Source organism: Nodosilinea sp. FACHB-141 (assembly GCF_014696135.1).
GTDB lineage: Bacteria > Cyanobacteriota > Cyanobacteriia > Phormidesmidales > Phormidesmidaceae > Nodosilinea.
Genome location: NZ_JACJPP010000011.1, coordinates 207,478 through 222,980 on the forward strand (window position 1 = coordinate 207,478; position 15,503 = coordinate 222,980).

Annotated in this window: 14 protein-coding genes; 5 read left to right on the forward strand and 9 right to left on the reverse strand. The window is 58.4% G+C overall.

The window, feature by feature from the left end:
* Positions 1-3: 3 nt before the first annotated feature.
* Positions 4-1,404 (reverse strand): phospholipid carrier-dependent glycosyltransferase, encoded by a 1,401-nt coding sequence (locus H6F59_RS09560; protein ID WP_190698203.1) that lies wholly within the window; start codon positions 1,402-1,404, stop codon positions 4-6.
* A complete protein-coding gene (locus H6F59_RS09565; RefSeq protein WP_190698206.1) occupies positions 1,404-2,066 on the reverse strand; it encodes a glutathione S-transferase family protein in 663 nt (220 codons plus the stop codon). Before H6F59_RS09565 ends, H6F59_RS09560 begins: the two co-directional genes overlap by 1 nt.
* 82 nt (positions 2,067-2,148) lie before the next feature.
* Here H6F59_RS09565 and hisC point away from each other — a divergent pair, with 82 nt between their 5' ends.
* Positions 2,149-3,213, forward strand: coding sequence for a histidinol-phosphate transaminase (hisC, locus tag H6F59_RS09570; protein ID WP_190698209.1), 1,065 nt, complete (start codon positions 2,149-2,151; stop codon positions 3,211-3,213).
* A 307-nt stretch (positions 3,214-3,520) separates the two neighbouring features.
* Here the strand turns inward: hisC and H6F59_RS09575 are convergent, their stop codons facing one another.
* Positions 3,521-5,170, reverse strand: coding sequence for a serine/threonine-protein kinase (locus H6F59_RS09575; RefSeq protein WP_190698212.1), 1,650 nt, complete (start codon positions 5,168-5,170; stop codon positions 3,521-3,523).
* 196 nt (positions 5,171-5,366) lie between these two features.
* Here H6F59_RS09575 and cobA point away from each other — a divergent pair, with 196 nt between their 5' ends.
* Together cobA and coaE are read left to right on the forward strand one after the other, a co-directional pair.
* A complete protein-coding gene (cobA, locus tag H6F59_RS09580) occupies positions 5,367-6,992 on the forward strand; it encodes a uroporphyrinogen-III C-methyltransferase (protein ID WP_190698215.1) in 1,626 nt (541 codons plus the stop codon).
* The gene (coaE, locus tag H6F59_RS09585) at positions 6,968-7,576 is read left to right on the forward strand and encodes a dephospho-CoA kinase (protein ID WP_190698218.1); all 609 of its coding nucleotides are present in this window, start codon (positions 6,968-6,970) and stop codon (positions 7,574-7,576) included. The genes cobA and coaE overlap by 25 nt, the downstream gene beginning before the upstream one ends.
* On the opposite strand, the gene H6F59_RS09590 is transcribed toward coaE, so the two are convergent.
* The 3 genes from H6F59_RS09590 to H6F59_RS09600 all read right to left on the reverse strand — a co-directional run bounded on the left by H6F59_RS09590 (position 7,520) and on the right by H6F59_RS09600 (position 11,172).
* Positions 7,520-9,598, reverse strand: a complete 2,079-nt coding sequence (locus H6F59_RS09590; RefSeq protein ID WP_190698221.1) for a DNA methyltransferase — start codon at positions 9,596-9,598, stop codon at positions 7,520-7,522. The genes coaE and H6F59_RS09590 overlap by 57 nt on opposite strands.
* A gap of 5 nt (positions 9,599-9,603) precedes the next feature.
* Entirely contained in the window at positions 9,604-10,056 is a 453-nt protein-coding gene (locus H6F59_RS09595; RefSeq protein ID WP_190698224.1) for an SRPBCC family protein, read from the reverse strand.
* Between the two features lie 168 nt (positions 10,057-10,224).
* Positions 10,225-11,172: a class I SAM-dependent methyltransferase gene (locus tag H6F59_RS09600; RefSeq protein WP_190698227.1), complete on the reverse strand. Its 948-nt coding sequence runs from the start codon at positions 11,170-11,172 to the stop codon at positions 10,225-10,227.
* 117 nt (positions 11,173-11,289) lie between these two features.
* Between H6F59_RS09600 and H6F59_RS09605 the strand changes: the two genes are divergently transcribed.
* Entirely contained in the window at positions 11,290-12,069 is a 780-nt protein-coding gene (locus tag H6F59_RS09605; RefSeq protein ID WP_190698230.1) for a class I SAM-dependent methyltransferase, read from the forward strand.
* 82 nt (positions 12,070-12,151) lie between these two features.
* Here H6F59_RS09605 and H6F59_RS09610 read toward each other — a convergent pair whose 3' ends face one another.
* Both H6F59_RS09610 and H6F59_RS09615 read right to left on the reverse strand, forming a co-directional pair.
* Positions 12,152-12,760 carry a heme-binding protein gene (locus H6F59_RS09610; RefSeq protein WP_190698234.1) on the reverse strand — a complete coding sequence of 203 codons (609 nt, stop codon included), beginning with the start codon at positions 12,758-12,760 and terminating at the stop codon, positions 12,152-12,154.
* A gap of 67 nt (positions 12,761-12,827) precedes the next feature.
* Positions 12,828-13,502 carry an HAD family hydrolase gene (locus H6F59_RS09615; protein ID WP_190698237.1) on the reverse strand — a complete coding sequence of 225 codons (675 nt, stop codon included), beginning with the start codon at positions 13,500-13,502 and terminating at the stop codon, positions 12,828-12,830.
* Positions 13,503-13,724: 222 nt separating this feature from the next.
* On the opposite strand from H6F59_RS09615, the gene H6F59_RS09620 reads away from it, so the two are divergent.
* Complete coding sequence (locus H6F59_RS09620) at positions 13,725-14,459, forward strand: TVP38/TMEM64 family protein (RefSeq protein ID WP_190698240.1); 735 nt, start codon at positions 13,725-13,727, stop codon at positions 14,457-14,459.
* Positions 14,460-14,660: 201 nt separating this feature from the next.
* On the opposite strand, the gene H6F59_RS09625 is transcribed toward H6F59_RS09620, so the two are convergent.
* Positions 14,661-15,413, reverse strand: a complete 753-nt coding sequence (locus H6F59_RS09625; RefSeq protein ID WP_190698243.1) for a glucose 1-dehydrogenase — start codon at positions 15,411-15,413, stop codon at positions 14,661-14,663.
* Between the last annotated feature and the right edge of the window lie 90 nt (positions 15,414-15,503).

A 15,503-nucleotide genomic window follows, 5' to 3' on the forward strand; every position in this document is an offset into this window, starting at 1 on the left:
CGGCTAGATCCACCCCGGCAGCAGCCAGCGGCGGTGGAGCGCTTCTAGCGAGAGGGGGATGCCGAGGTAGAGGGGGAGCCAGAAAAGAAAGCTGAGGGCGATCGCCCCTAGCAGCACCAGGGCCAGCGGGCGATCGCGCGGATTCTGCCACCACTGCGCCATCAGCCAGGCCAGCCCCAGGGTGCTAACCGCCGCTATGCCTATCGCGTGGTACAGAAACGTGCAGCGGCTCACCAGCGCCCAGGGCAGCCAGTTCGCTAGGTAATTAAGCAGAATAAACAGCACTACGGCATTGCTTGACGACCCAACTCCGCGATTTTCGCCCGTCACTCGCCGACTCACCCAGCCCAGGCCCAGGGCCAGCACCGCCGCTGTCCCCAGCCACCACAACACCGGGTTGCCCATGGCGTGGATGGTTGTGGCCATACCGTCAGCGCGTTCGTAAAAGTAGGCTACCGGGCGCACCATCAGCGGCCAGCTGTGCCACGGCGAGCAGTAATCGTGACCCGCTCCCGCTGCGATCGATTGGTGGGTAGACCAAAGCCGACGGTGAACGCCCATTAACGATTCACTCGTCAGCACCAGATGGGGCAGCCACAGCAGCAGGTAGGTTGCCAAGGGAATCACGCCCAGGTAGGCCGCCCGCATGCGCCAGCGGTTGCCCCTTATCCCCCAGCCCCTTCTCCCTGAGGGAGAAGAGGAGCCAGAGGAAACATCAAAGTCCCTCTCCCCTGGGGAGAGGGATTTAGGAAGAGGGGCTTCCCCATCGCTTGTGAGAATTTCCCACAGCAGCAGGCCCAGCCACAGTCCTGCCCAGTTCCACTTCACGCTGATGGCGGCCCCCAGGGCGATGCCTGCTACCCAGCGCCAGTGCGAGGAATGCTGGGCCTGACCTGCCCTGACCCATGCCCACTGGCCCAGCAGCCCCAGGGCCAGCCCGTAAATATTGATCAACGCCAGGCGCGACTCTACTAGAGTCAGCCCTTCCATCGTCATTAGCAGTCCGGCCACCAGAGCGAAGGTGCGACGGCGTTGAGGTGGGTATTCATGGCTGAGGGCAAAGGCCAGCGCCGCTAACAGTACCGGAATCGTCGCGCCCACGATCGCATTCAGCCAGCGAAAGGCGAGCGGACTGACCAAAGCCCCCTCCACCTTCACCGTGGGCCAACCCAGCCAAGTGGCGGGCCACTGACCAAGCCAAAGGCCCAGGGCAATTAGGTATTTAGCCAGGGGCGGGTGGGCATCGAAGCTGGGCGTTCCCTGTAAATAGTCGAGGGCGAAGGGGACGTAGTAGACCTCGTCGAAGACTAGCCCGTGGATGCGGCCCAGGCCAGCTAAGCGGAGGCTGAGGGCGATCGCCCCCAACCCCAGAGTCCAACCCCAGAGAGGCACCCGACGAATCACTACTGCCCTTGGGCGGCCATGCGCTCTTTCATGCGATCGCGAAACGCCGCCAGATCTTTCGCTGAAGGTTGGGTCCTCTGCCAGGCGGGGCGATCCATCAGGCGGCTAGTCCAGGCTTGTAGGGTGGGGTAGTCGGCCATGGGCAGGCCCAACTGCTCAAACCAGGGGGCAAAGGTGCCCGCCACCACATCCGCCAGGGTGAGCTGCTCGCCGCAGAAAAAGGGGCCATTCCCCAGCTTGTCGGCATAGAACTTGAGCACCACCTCGGCCTTTTGCTTGGCCTGGGCGATCGCATCTTCTGGGTCTTGGCCAAAGCCCATCATCTGTTTGATCAGTGGGTTGATGGCGGGCACCAGCTCATTCACCGTCACCATTTCGACCATGCGCATCGTGGCGATGCCCTCGGGAGTCGTTGCCAGCAGCGAAGGCGTGGGGTACTTGGCTTCTAAATAATCCAAAATGGCGAAGGATTCAATGACCGTGAAGCCATCATCGACCAGCACGGGAATGTGATGAAAGGGATTGAGTGCCAAAAACTCAGGCTGAAACTGCTCTCCCCCCATGCTCATGGCCATCTCCTCGAAGGGCAAATTCTTCTCTAGCAGCGCCACCCAGACGCGGCGGGAGTTGACCGACAGCGGGGTATGGTAAAAGGTCAGCATGATCAAACCTTGCCTCAACAGGCTGAATGTCTGTGATCCAGCATTTCACAGGAAGTACTCTGATCCCCACGATTTATTTGTAATGAGTTACGTTCGCCCCAACATAGATGCGATGGCTGGCTACGTGCCGGGAGAACAGCCTCGCCCTGGCACAGGCATTATTAAGCTCAACTCCAACGAAAACCCCTATCCGCCCTCTCCCCAGGTGATTGAGGTGCTGAGGCATTTCGAGAATGAGCTGCTCAGGCGGTATCCTGACCCTTTTGCCCGCAACTTTTGTCAGGCGATCGCCGATGTTCTAGGCGTACCGGCGGACTGGATCATTGTGGGAAACGGGAGCGACGATCTGCTCAATCTTTTGGTGCGCGCCTGTGCCGATGACGCCGCCCGACCGATTGTCTACCCCACCCCTACCTACGTGCTGTACCGCACCCTGGCGGCGCTGCAACCCGCCACCGTGGTCGAGGTTCCCTATCCCGACGATTTTCAGTTTCCTCTAAAGGATTTGGTGGCGGCCCAGGGGGCGATCACGTTCATTGCCACTCCAAACAGCCCTTCGGGCCACGTGGTGGCGCTGTCTGACCTGCGAGACTTAGCACAGCAGGCTTCAGGACTGGTCGTGGTAGATGAAGCCTACGTGGATTTTGCTGAGGGTTCAGCGCTGTCGCTGGTGCAGGAATTCGACAACGTTGTGGTGCTGCGCACCCTATCGAAGGGCTATGGGCTGGCGGGGCTGCGGCTGGGGTTTGGCATTGCCAATCCGGCGCTGTTGGCTGAGCTATTTAAGGTCAAAGACAGCTACAACGTCGATGCTCTTGCGATCGCCCTAGGAACGGCGGCCATGCGCGATCAGGCCTACAAGAACACCTGCGTAGATAAAATCAAATCCTCGCGAGCAGCATTAACCAAAGAACTGCGGCATCTGGGGTTTACTGCGCTCGATTCCCATGGCAACTTTGTCTTGGCTACGCCGCCCCAGCCCAACGCCGAGCAGCTGTATCTGGCCCTAAAAGAGCAGGGCATTTTGGTACGCTACTTCAAACAACCCCGGTTAGACGACAAGCTGCGGATTTCGGTAGGCACCGAGGAGCAAAACCACGCGCTGATCGCGGCCCTAGTACGTTTACTACCATCTCTACAACCTTAGCGACGATTGGTATGTCCCAAAGATTGAGTGTTTTTGAGCTATCAAGAGTACAGTGACCCGCGAGTGGGAGCATTGCCCAAACTGGAGACGATCCGCCGGGAGATGGGAACTACAGACACCTATTAAGCGTTTGTAGCACCGGCGGACGCACCGAACAAGGCTACGCTCCATCACCTCCTGTTTGATGAGTGAGAATTTAGAAAAGCGGAGTGCCCCGTGGTGCCAGGTGACAGATCGCTGAAAGGCAGGAAAATCGTGTAAACACTCTGCTTTTACAAATTTTTAAAGACCGCTAGAATGGCTCGTACTAAAGTTCACAAGTCTTTGTGCGAGAGAAGAGAACCCCAAACCATCCACCACCAACCGACAAGAACAACCCACCCACAAAACCACACCCCGTGACGTGAGCCGGAAATTCTCCGGTGGGAGATAAAGAGGGATTTGCCTTTAGGTCGTCATAGTACACAAGAGGCTTGTCGTCTTTACGCCAGCCGATGCGATTACAGAACTCATCCCAAATCTTATCACCCGGATACTTGCCATCGAGTTTGGCCCCACATTCGATATAAATTTGCTTCTGTACACTAAAACCAAACTTGCCCTGGCTGTACTTTACCCACAGGCGATCAATCGTGCGTAAATCCGTGCAGGGAAAATTCAGCAATTCATCGGTAGTGAACCAATTGTCAGTTTTTTTGCCCACAGTGCGAATCATCGCTTCATAGGTTTCTTGGTCAGCATTTCTCCACTTTCCGGCTTTGAGTAGGTCGCGCAGGTGGGTGTAGTCAACCCCTTTTTCTGAGCTAAGATCATCCTGGTACTCTTCCTCATAGCCATCTTGAAATCCATCTCGAAAGTTTTCCCATGCTCTCCTTAACCCGTTTTGAGGCTTAGGTTCTGGATTTTTTTGAGGAGTTACATTCTTCTCAGGCTGAGCTTTCTGCTCTTGTGGTGCAATTGCTTCTTGCTCACATCTCAATAATTCTTCTTCATAAGCAGCCTGAAATTCCTCGGAGGCATCCTGGAAACCTTCCTTAAAGCTTTGCCACACTCCTCTTAACCCTTTCTTGGGCTTGGTTTCCGAGTCTTTTTTAAGAGTTACATCTGCCTGAGAACCGGCCTCCCCCAATGCTACTTGCAGCGATTGCAAAGCCTCTGCCCCGTTAGCGTACCGGCGGCTATAGTGGCCGCACACCATCTTAGTCAGTACCTCCGCTAGGGAATCGCTGACCTTTACCCCTTTCCGCCACACTACATCTAGCGTGTTGGGGTCGAGATCGAGATCATTTGGGTAGCGGCCTGTCAGTGCTTCTATGACTACCATGCCTAGGGCATAGACATCACTAGCGGGGTAGGGTTTCCCTCGGGCTTGCTCTAGAGGAGTATAGCCTTCGGTGCCAATGCTGACAGTAGTTGCAATTAACTTAGATGGAGGGTGAGCCATCTGCCCAAGTTGCTGGGCTGAAAATTCTTTCACAATGCCAAAGTCGATCAGGCACAGCACACCATCCTGACGGCGAATCAAGTTTTCGGGCTTAATGTCGCGGTGGATAACCCCCTGCTGATGTACATAACTGAGTACTTCCAACCCTTGGCGCAATAATGTAGTCACATCCTGTTCGGGCAATCGCTTTGCGGCATGAAGTTCATCCCGCAGGGTGCGCCCTGCAATAAAATCCTGCACGATGTAGAGCTTGCCGTTTTCTTCCAGGTGTGCCAAAAGCAGCGGAATTTGGTCGTGGCGACCTAGGCGCTCCAGGATCTCAGCCTCTTGGTCAAACAGACGGCGGGCTACCTGCCATGTCTCGGCAGAAAACTTGCGCCGAGGCCGCAATTGTTTTACCACACAGCGGGGCTGACCAGGGCGGCGCAAGTCTTTGGCCAAAAAGGTGATGCCAAACCCGCCTTCGCTAAGGGCTTGGATGACTTCGTAGCGCCCGTCAATGATTTGGGGCATGGCAGTGCGAGAAAAAGCATGAACAATTACTCGTTCCTAGCTTACCCAGCCCGCTAAGGGAAGTCATGGGGATATGGCGAATCAGAAACCCGGTCTCTTGGAGAAACTGGGTTTCTAAATTTATGATTTGCTATTGGGCAATCAGGGGCCATCCAAGGGGCATGACTTACGAGGCGTGACGGTGTAACGTTTGATTATGACTCAGCCGGGGACAGTGTATATCGTAGGAGCGGGGCCGGGGAGCCTCGACTACCTCACCGTGCGGGGATACACCCTGCTCCAGCGGGCCGAGTGCCTGGTGTACGACGCTTTGCTGGATGAGGCGCTGCTGGCGCTGCTGCCGGAGGGGTGCGATCGCATCAATGTTGGCAAACGCGGTGGCCAGCCTAGCACCGCCCAAACCGACATCAATCAACTCTTGGTCAAGCTGGCTCTAGAAGGGCGTCAGGTGGTACGTCTTAAAAGCGGCGACCCCTTTATTTTTGGCCGCACCGCCGCCGAGGTGCAGGCTCTACGCGAGGCGGGCTGCCCGGTAGAAGTTGTGCCCGGCGTTTCGTCGGCTCTGGCGGCCCCGCTGCTGGCAGGTATTCCCCTCACCGACCCGGTGTGGAGCCACGGCTTTGGCGTCTTTACCGCCCACGATCTTGATCTGCTCGACTGGCCCACCCTGGCTCGCCTGCGCACTCTGGTGCTGCTCATGGGCAGTCGCCACCTCGAAGAAATTGTTCACCGTCTGCGCCAAAACGGCTGCCGAGGCGACATGCCGGTGGCCATTATTCGCTGGGGCGGCCACCCCCAGCAGCAGGTGTGGGAAGGCAGCCTGCTCACCATTTGCCAGGCAACTCGCGGCGAAACCCTCTCCCCCTGTGTGACGGTGTTTGGGGAAGTTGTCCGCCTGCGTCCTTATCTGGCTTCGGGCAAGCAACCAACCCAAGATTCAAAATCCAAAATCCAACATTCTGGAGAGAGCCCTGGAGCGGTGCATTGCTTCGTGAATGCACCCTACGCATCCCATCACCCCATCACTCCCCTCCCTCTCACTCAAAAGACCATCCTCATCACCCGCGCCGCCGAACAATCCAGCGCCTTTGCTGACTTGCTCATCACCCAGGGAGCTACGGTGATCGATCTCCCCGCACTGGAGATGCGATCGCCGTCGAGCTGGGCTGGGCTAGATGAAGTGATCGCTGCTCTTCCCACCTTCTCTTGGCTGATTCTCTCCTCGGCTAATGCGGTGAATTTCTTTGTGGATCGGCTGCTGGAGCAGGGGAAGGATCTGCGCGCCCTGAGTTCGCTCAAAATTGCCGTGGTGGGGCGTAAAACGGCGGCGGTGCTAAGACAACGGGGATTGGTACCAGACTTTATTCCCCCCGACTTTGTTGCCGATTCCCTGGTCGGTCACTTTCCTGAAGCGGTGGCGGGGCAGCGGTTGCTATTTCCCCGGGTAGAAAGCGGCGGTCGGGAAGTGCTGGTGCAGGAGTTCACCGCCGCCGGGGCCGAGGTGGTGGAAGTGGCGGCCTACGAATCGGGCTGTCCAGAGTTCGCCGACCCAAACGCCTTGACAGCCCTGAAAAGTGGCAATGTGGATGTGATCACCTTTGCCAGTTCGAAAACCGTGGTGCATACGGCTCAGCTTTTGGAACAGGGTTTAGGTGCGGACTGGCGCGAGGTGCTGAAGGGGGTGGCGATCGCCTCCATTGGCCCCAAAACCTCAGACAGCTGCCGCGAGCTTCTAGGCCGGGTGGATATTGAGCCAGCGGAATATACCTTAGATGGACTGACGGAGGCGATTGTCACATGGGCCAGCGCATTATCGGCCTAACCGGGGGCATTGCCACCGGCAAATCAACCGTATCCGAGTACCTGGCGCGAGTACACCACCTGCCCGTGCTGGATGCCGATATCTACGCTCGTCAGGCCGTGGAGCCGGGGTCGGCGGTGTTGGGGGCGATCGCCAATCGCTACGGAGCATCTCTGCTTCACCCCGACGGCACCCTGAACCGGGGAGCGCTGGGGGAAATCGTCTTTAACCAACCCGCCGAAAAAGCCTGGCTAGAGCAGCAGATTCACCCGGTGGTACGCCAGCGTTTCGGGGAGGCGATGGCTGAGCTGGCCGAGGCTCCCGTCGTGGTGCAAGTCATCCCACTTTTGTTTGAGGCCAACCTAGCTGATCAGGTGAGCGAAATTTGGGTGGTGACCTGTCCCTTTGATCGCCAACGTCAGCGCCTCATGGAACGCAATGGTTTGACTGCCGAGCAGGCCACCGCCCGCATTCAAAGCCAGATGCCCTTGGCAGACAAAGTGGCCTTGGCGGATGTGGTGATCGACAACTCCGCCGACTTGGCCGCCCTATCCCGTCGGGTGGATGAGGCGTTGCAGCACACCCCCGAGGGCTTCCGGCGCTAGGGCCGTATTGGGCTTAGAAAAAGCGGCATAGGGGCTGCCCTGGGTTGGTCCCTGATGCCGCAGCCACAGTGCACAGAGCGTTGTACGAGAGGGGATGTCGGGCCAGAGCTTTTGGTGATTTGACAGGTCGAGCACGGTAGCCAGATCGGTTTGGCGCTGTAGCCAGTGGCGCAGGGGGGCACTGTTGCTCTGGGCCCAAAAGGGGTCGAGTAACACCCCGCAGCGACCGCCGGGCCGCAAGAGTTGCAAGCTGCGTTCTAGAAATAACCGAGACCAAAAAAGCCGATTCTGGCTCAGGCCGTCAGGCCCTAAGCTGCTGTGGGGATATTGGTCAGAGCGGCGCAGGTAGTTACTCAGCCAGGTGAACTGGCCCCGGTACTCGGCCCAGGCTTGGGTGAGGTCGTGGTCGATGGTCAGCACCGGTTGGCGGTTGTGCCGAAAGGTAGAGGGAGTCACGTTTTTTTGCTCAAACAGAGTGGCATAGCGTTCCACAAAGCCCACCTGGGTCGCCTCCACGGCCCCGCGGGGAAAGTGGCTAAGCACGATGTCAAAGCCGCCTTGGTCACGCCGCTGCTGGTGAAAATAGAACCCCCAATGGAAGGGCTGGGTGGCATCGACATCCGTTTGGTTTAGGGGGCGAGTGGGGCGATCGCCCGTCGGATCGGGCACCCTCAGGCCCAGCTGCTGGCTGCCCTCGCTCCACAGCAAGTGGGTGAGCTTGCCCTGGGCAATGGCGTCGAGTTCGTCGAGGCGATCGCGCAAAAAGTCGGCCTGGGCGTAGGCGGGCACGCTGCCCACTTCGGCCAGCAGCTGGGTCTGGCTGCGGTAGTGCTCTAGGCGCACCTGGCGCTCACCCAGCACAGACTGGTAGCTGTCAGCAATCAATGGTTGGAGCAGATTCCCCTGGAGCGGGACGGCTTGTTCTGGATCTTTGGCCCCGCGCCGGGGCGGCACCTGATCGAATCGTTCGTCATCAACGCGCACTAGACCGACCAGAGCGTTGCCCTGGAGCACGGTTAGGGTTAGGTCAGGCAATGCGGTGAGTTCTGTCGGTTGGCTGGTGTGCTGCACGCCCTGGAGCCACAACTGTAGCCGAGCGAGCTCTACCGCTGGAGGCCACAGGTCGAGGCCGTAGAGGGCGTGGGTGGCCAGGTGTTGGTAGAGGCCTAGGGTAGGGTTGTTGGGGGATGGTTTGGCCCAGTTGGGAATAGTTTTGGCAGAATTTTGGGTGGCGATCGCCCGCAATCCTAGGGCCAATTCCATCAGCTGATTGAGCGCCGCCACGAGAAAGCGCCCTGAACCACAGGCGGGGTCGAGCAGGGTGAGCTGTCCTAGCTCGGTCAACAGCGTTCCGGCCTCGGCGGGGGAAAGCTCCTTTAGAAGCTGTTCGGTGGAGCGATAGCGGTGGTTGGTGAGCGCCTCGGCGCGGTCGAGTAGGGTGGCGTGGATGGTGCGATCGCACAGCGCCCCCAGCAGTGGTGCTGGCGTCGCCATGGCGACCCCGTCATAGCCATTGACCGCCTGCTCTAGCAGCATGCCCAAGCCCGCGTCTAGCCCAGCAGGAGCCGCCGCTGCCAGGTCGGCTAGCCAGTGGAGGGTGGGCTCAAAGGCAGCGTCGGGCAGGGGAACGTGACCCCAGCGCTGGTCTAACTCTGTGAATCGAAACGGCCCTGTGGGCACAAAGGGCAGTGGCCCTAGCCGCTGGCGCAAAGCTGGGGGGCGCTCCTCGGCGGGCAGGGTAAACCCCTGCTGGCAAAGCGGCTGTAGCACCTGTGAGAAGAACCCATCTAGCTCGCGCTGCTGGCTCTGGCCAAACTGATTGTGTAGATACCACTCGTCACCGCCCAAGTAGCCCCGCTGTTGCAGGGCCGCCACGGCAATCAGCCGCGTGAGCAGCAGCGTGGCGTAGTGGCGGCGTTGACTGCCGGGTAAGGACACCAGGGCGTCGGTCAACGTCTGCCAGCTCCGCTGAAAGCCTTGCACTAGGGTGGGGGTGGGGGGCTGCTCTACCGTAAGGCCCATGGTGCCTAGGGGGAAGGAGATTGTTTGGCCGCCATGGCGTAGTCGCGAAAGCGGTTGAGGTCGTCTTGCAGCGTAGCTTCGACCAACCGACCGAGGAACAGCCCGTCCATCCACTTGATGACGCCAGGCACCGAGTAAGACACGGTGAGCTTGACGGTTGACTGACCCTCCTTACGATCGTAAAAGCGAATGGCCCCCCGATTGGGCAGCCCGTCAATCGCTTCCCACTGAATAATCTGGTGGGTGACCAGGTTGGTGATCTTAGAGCGCCAGGTAAACTCAAACCCGCGGGAGGCCAGCTTCCACTCTGAAATTTCGGGATCGGCATCGGAGACTTTGACAGAGTCGATCCACTTCATCCAGCGGGGCATCTGCTCCAGGTCAGACCACAGATTCCAGGACGTTTCTACCGGCACATCGACATCTACCGCTACGCTGTGATCGAGCCATTCACCCATGGTTTACCCCTGCCACTAATTAAGGCTGTGCCGCTGGCGCTTGCGAAGGCCATTGCAAAAGACAGGTGCAATCGCAAACTCAGTGCCAATGCGGTATTCCACGCTAGCACTGAGCCTATTCTACCCGTATTTCTTCGGACGCACTTTGTCTCCGCTGTTTTGTCGGTGCTACATCCCCTTGCGCGCTACTAAGGTGCGGTGGCGGGGGTCGCTGGGCACTGTGATAGGTGGCTCAAAGCCAGCCTCAACCAGAGCTGCTTCTAAATCAAAGGTGTAGTAGTCGTCGCTCCAGGGTTCGGTGCTTTTCATCAGCGTAAACAGCACCGGAGGCAGGGCTTGGATCACGGGCGACTTGGGGTTGTTGTCGACAATGGCCAGGACTCCGCCGGGCCGCAGCACTCGCCGGGCTTCGTCAAATATGGCTTGGGTAGCGGCGCGGGGCAGTTCGTGGGCAACAAACTGCATCGTCACCACATCAAACGACGCAGCGGGGAAGCCGGTAGCTTCTGCTGCCCCATGTACCCATTGAGCAATTTCACGGTTGGTATCTTGGGATTGAGCCACCACTAGCATGTAGGGCGACAGGTCAAGGCCCACGGTGCGCACCGGATTTCTCTGGGCGTAGTGGCGGTGCAGGCTGAGGGTAGAAATGCCCACCGAGCAGCCCACATCCAAAATGTCTGTTACCTCGGCTGGGCCATGCTGGTCGAGCACTTCAAGAAAGCTGTGGCGCAGCCGGGCTTGGGCTGTCTGCCAGGACAACTCTTCCTGAGGCCAAACCCGCAGGGCCATGGCGTAGGTGGCGGGGGCGGCCTCAAAGGCGGCTTGCCAGCAAAGGTTGCCCTCGCTGTAGGCGTGGAAGGGCACCTGGTAATAGTCGGGGTAGACTACCGCTGGATTGGTTAACTCATCCAATCGCTGGCGCATTTCGGGAGTGTCGAGATCGAGGCAGGTTTGTCGCCAGGGAACGCCATTTTTCTCGGCGGTTTTGATTAGCACCTGGCGGGCCTGGCGCTTCATCAGGGCGTAGAGAGCGGGAGTTTGAATGGCGCGGTTGACGATCCGCGAGAGCAGATCGTTGCCGGCCCAGTCGGGCTTGAGTTTGGTCGTGGTCATGGACGCGGTAAGGAGGGTTTAGGCTTACTGTACTGGATTGGCAAGGTGCGCTGGTAGAGCTTCTGACTGCTGCACTGCTGGGTTACGATAGCGACGTAGCAGTATGGCGATCGCTTTATGCCCCCCAATGTCTTACCGCTTCATACCCTGAACCCGTTGGGACGCTTTTCTGACCGCGCCCAAGACTATGCTCGCTATCGGCCAGGCTATCCTCCGGAGGCGATCGCCGCCATTTTGGCCGACATGGGTGACCCGCGATCGCTAGTGGTAGCCGATATTGGAGCAGGCACGGGTATTTCGAGTCGGCTGCTGGGCGATCGCGGCCCCCAGATAATCGCGGTTGAACCCAATGCCGCTATGCGCGAAGCAGCTGAAGCGCATCCCCAGGTGGTCTTTCAGCCAGGTACTGGTGAGCAAACAGAGCTAGCGGATAAGTCTGTTCATATTGTCACCTGTTGCCAGTCGTTTCACTGGTTCAACGCACCGCTGGCGCTGGCGGAGTTTAGCCGCATTTTGCAGATGGGAGGACGCTTGGCCCTGCTCTGGAACGACTGGGATTTAAAGGACTCAGGCACGGCGGCCTACTATCAGATCATCCATGCCGTAGCGACGCGTGCTATTGACCACCGCGACCACACCCAAGCGCTCAAAGCGGTGGAGCAGCAGACTGAGTTTTCACGGGTGCGACACCTGAGTTTTGCCTACGGCCAGACGCTGACGCTGCCTGAGGTGGTGGGGCGATCGCTCAGCTCGTCCTACATTCCTAAGGAAGGGCGAGCTCACCTACAGTTTCTAGACGCCAGCGCCGCTTGGCATGGGGCTTGGGCTGCGATCGACGGCACAGTGACGCTGAAGTATGTCACCAACCTGTATCTGAGCGAAAAAGTGGCAACCTGACCTTGATCAGCGACATCATTCAGCTTTCATCGCTAATAGAGGAACCGCCGCTGCCTGAGCTAGATGAGCAGGAATGGTGCGATCAGTTCTGCCGAACTGGAATTTGAATATCGCTCCGCTTTAGGGCATCGGGCACATAGGGGCCATCGTAAAAAAAGCGGCGGGGCGGCCCTGCCACGGCATACTCAGGATGCGCTGCCAACCAAGTCTTCAGCTGCTGAAGGCCGCTGGTGTAGACCTCGTAGCCATAGCCGCCCCTGACGCCAACACTCACGACTGTCATGGGCGGAATGTCTTCTACTTGCACGTTTTGGGCGATCTCCTGGGGCACGATATCCAAACTGCGGTACAAAAACGAAACCGATGCGTCCCCTTCGACCACCGTACTAGCATCAAGGGTTGCGGTCGGGTAGCGCGTTTCTACTGGAGCCGTCATGGCAATATCGTTGCTGCTGATGTGGCGAAAGAGCGGCGAGAAGCCCTGGGAGGGCGCGTTAGCTAAGTTTCCCGTCACCTGCACCGTAGCGGCCCTATAGTCGGGATACTGCTTGATTTCGATTTCCCCATCCGCCGTTGGTGGCGGAAAGCCTACGGGCAGCGGTGCCGAGGCCGCACTGTAGGCCCAAAAGAGCAGCGCCCCCACCCCGATTACCACAACCCCCACAATTAGCAGACTCTGGCCCAGTTTCATAAAAGACGGCTCGACACAGCTATAGCTTGAGTGTAACAACCTCCTCGAAGGCCTTCTTCGATAGGGGTTAACCCGCTGCGGCTTGCCCAAGGGGAGAGTGCTCGTAGTGGTGGAGCAGGTCGGCGGGGTCGTCGTAGATGGCGATCGCGCCCGCTAACTCCTCATCGCTAAAACCACCGCAGCGCACGGCAATCACCTTCACCCCAGCTCCGCCTGCCGACTCAATGTCATAGGGGGTATCGGCCAGCATCACCATGCGATCGGGCGCGAGCTGTGCCTTTTTGACGGCGGCTTCGACGATGTCGGGGGCGGGTTTAGAGTTTTCGGCATCGCTGGACGTGGTGGTTTCGTGCAGCAGATCGTCCACCTCGGCGATTTTGAGCATCACCTCTAGTTCCTTAGGGCTGGCGGAGGTGGCAATCACCACGTGCAGGCCCGCTTCCAGCATTTTTTGCACCAGCGCCCGTGCGCCGTTGGCGGGGGCAATGTCGGGCGCATACTTATTTAAGACCAGTTCTTTGCGATCGCTGGCGATTGTCTTGCCGGGTTCTTCTTCGTCATTGAGTTCGGGAATCAGCTTGGGCATGAGCTGATCGCCACCCATTCCCATCATCGCGCGCACCTGGTCAAAGGGCACGTCATAACCGTGGCTGGCGAAGGACTCAACCCAGGACTTGGCATGGGCATCGTTGCTCAAAACCAGTGTTCCATCAACATCTAAAATGACGCCATCGAGTTGCATGCCGACCCCTGCTTTAGCTTTTGTTCGATCTTGACAGGAAAGCAATGGGCCCACATCTTCCAAGAGAAGAGTGTGTCAGGCATCAGTATTGAGTTTGTGTCCGTCTTATGATGTTCAAGCTGCAACGCTTACGTTTCTCAAGGCAGACGGCGAAAGTTCCGATCGCTGATTAAAGTTAACTATTCCCCCAGCCTGTCCCTATTGGCATGGGATCTGACAGGTATGAAATTGACAATTTTGCGGAGCCGGAAGTTTTGGCTGTTGGCCTGCTGCGGCGTAATTGCGGCTCTGCTGAGCAGCCAACTGCCGCTGCAAGCTTGGTTTGTGAATATTGAAGGCTGGCTCAGCGCGCTGGGTTTTGTGGCGGCTCCGGTCTTTGTGGCGGTGTATTTGCTGGCGACCGTATTGGGTCTGCCCAACATCGTGCTGATTTTGGTGGCCGGGGCGGTCTTTGGTTTGATGCAAGGAATTGTGGTGGCTTCTGTGGCCGACACCCTGGGGGCGATCGCCTGTTTTTGGGTGGGGCGCACCCTAGCCCGCGATCGCATCAAGCGCTGGATGATCACAAACCCCAGCTTTGCTCGCCTCGATCACGCCGTCGGTCAAAAGGGCTGGAAAATCTTGCTGCTGACGCGGCTGTCGCCCCTGGTGCCATCTAACCTGCTCAACTATGGCTTTAGCTGCACCAAGGTGAATTTTTGGCAGTACTGCTTTTTTTCCTGGGTGGGCATGCTGCCGGTAATTACGCTGTATGTCTATTTGGGCTCCTTTGGCGTTGCCCTGTTTCACGAGGGGCTCACCGCCAGAAAACTGGCGCTGCAAGGCGGTGGGGCTGTGCTGGCACTCTGCGCCGGGTGGTATACCACCAACCTGACTCGCAAGGCGCTCAACCCCAAGTGCCCCGACGAGCCGTCTGAGTCAGAGTGCAGACAATCTGAGCCAGAGCGCAGACGATAATGAGCGATCTCAACAGGGCAATTTTCGGGGTTAGCCCGGTAGCTTGAGACATAGGCTTTGGTAAACCCCAATTCATAATCACGAACCCCGTAGGGGCGTAGCATGCTACGCCCCTACTACAAATTGGGGGTATTCATGCGGAATTTGGCATCACAAGCACCTGTGCTTAACCCATAAATCTACTCCCCATCCCTGGGCTGTCTACTTCTGCACGGCGGTGAACCCGCCATCTACAACGAGGTTGTGGCCAGTCACAAACCCAGCCCCCTCAGAACACAGCCAGACGACGGCCTCGGCAATATCCTCTGGCCTGCCAATGCGCTGTAGCGGAATGCCAGCGGCTACCTGATCGAGCATTTCAGGCGGGGCTGCGGCCCAGAGATCGGTTTTGACCGCGCCGGGGCTAACGGTGTTGATGCGAATGCGATCGCTAGAGTATTCTGCCGCCGCCGCCCGCGATAGGGCGATGACTCCCGCCTTAGCCGCACCGTAGGCCCCATACCCGGCCACCCCCAGCAGGGCACCCTGGGAAGAGGTATTCACGATCGCCCCACCGCCCGACTGCTGCATAGCGGGGATTTCGTACTTCATCGACAGCCAAACCGATTTGAGATTGGCGTTGATTTCAAAATCCCAGTCGGCTTCGGAGAGGTCGGCCAGTTTGCCCGAGGTACCCGACCCGGCATTGTTAAAGGCATAGTCGAGGCGACCGTAGGTTTCGACGGTTTGTTTAACCATAGCTTCGAGATCTGACGCCTGGGTGACATCGGCTTGGATAAACATCGCCTTCCCCTGAGCCGCTTTGATCTGCTGGACGGTTTCCTCGCCCTTGTCGGGGCGGCGAGCGACTACCACCACAGTTGCGCCTGCTCGGCCAAAGGCGATCGCAGTGGCCCGACCAATGCCCGAACTTGCCCCGGTCACGATCGCAACTTTGCCAGCCATCGAAGCCATGGATCACGCTCCTGAGTCACAGAAGGATGCAGCTGATCCTAGCTCGGCCAAGGTTTTAGAGCTGTTTGCCTCATCACCTAAACGGTTATC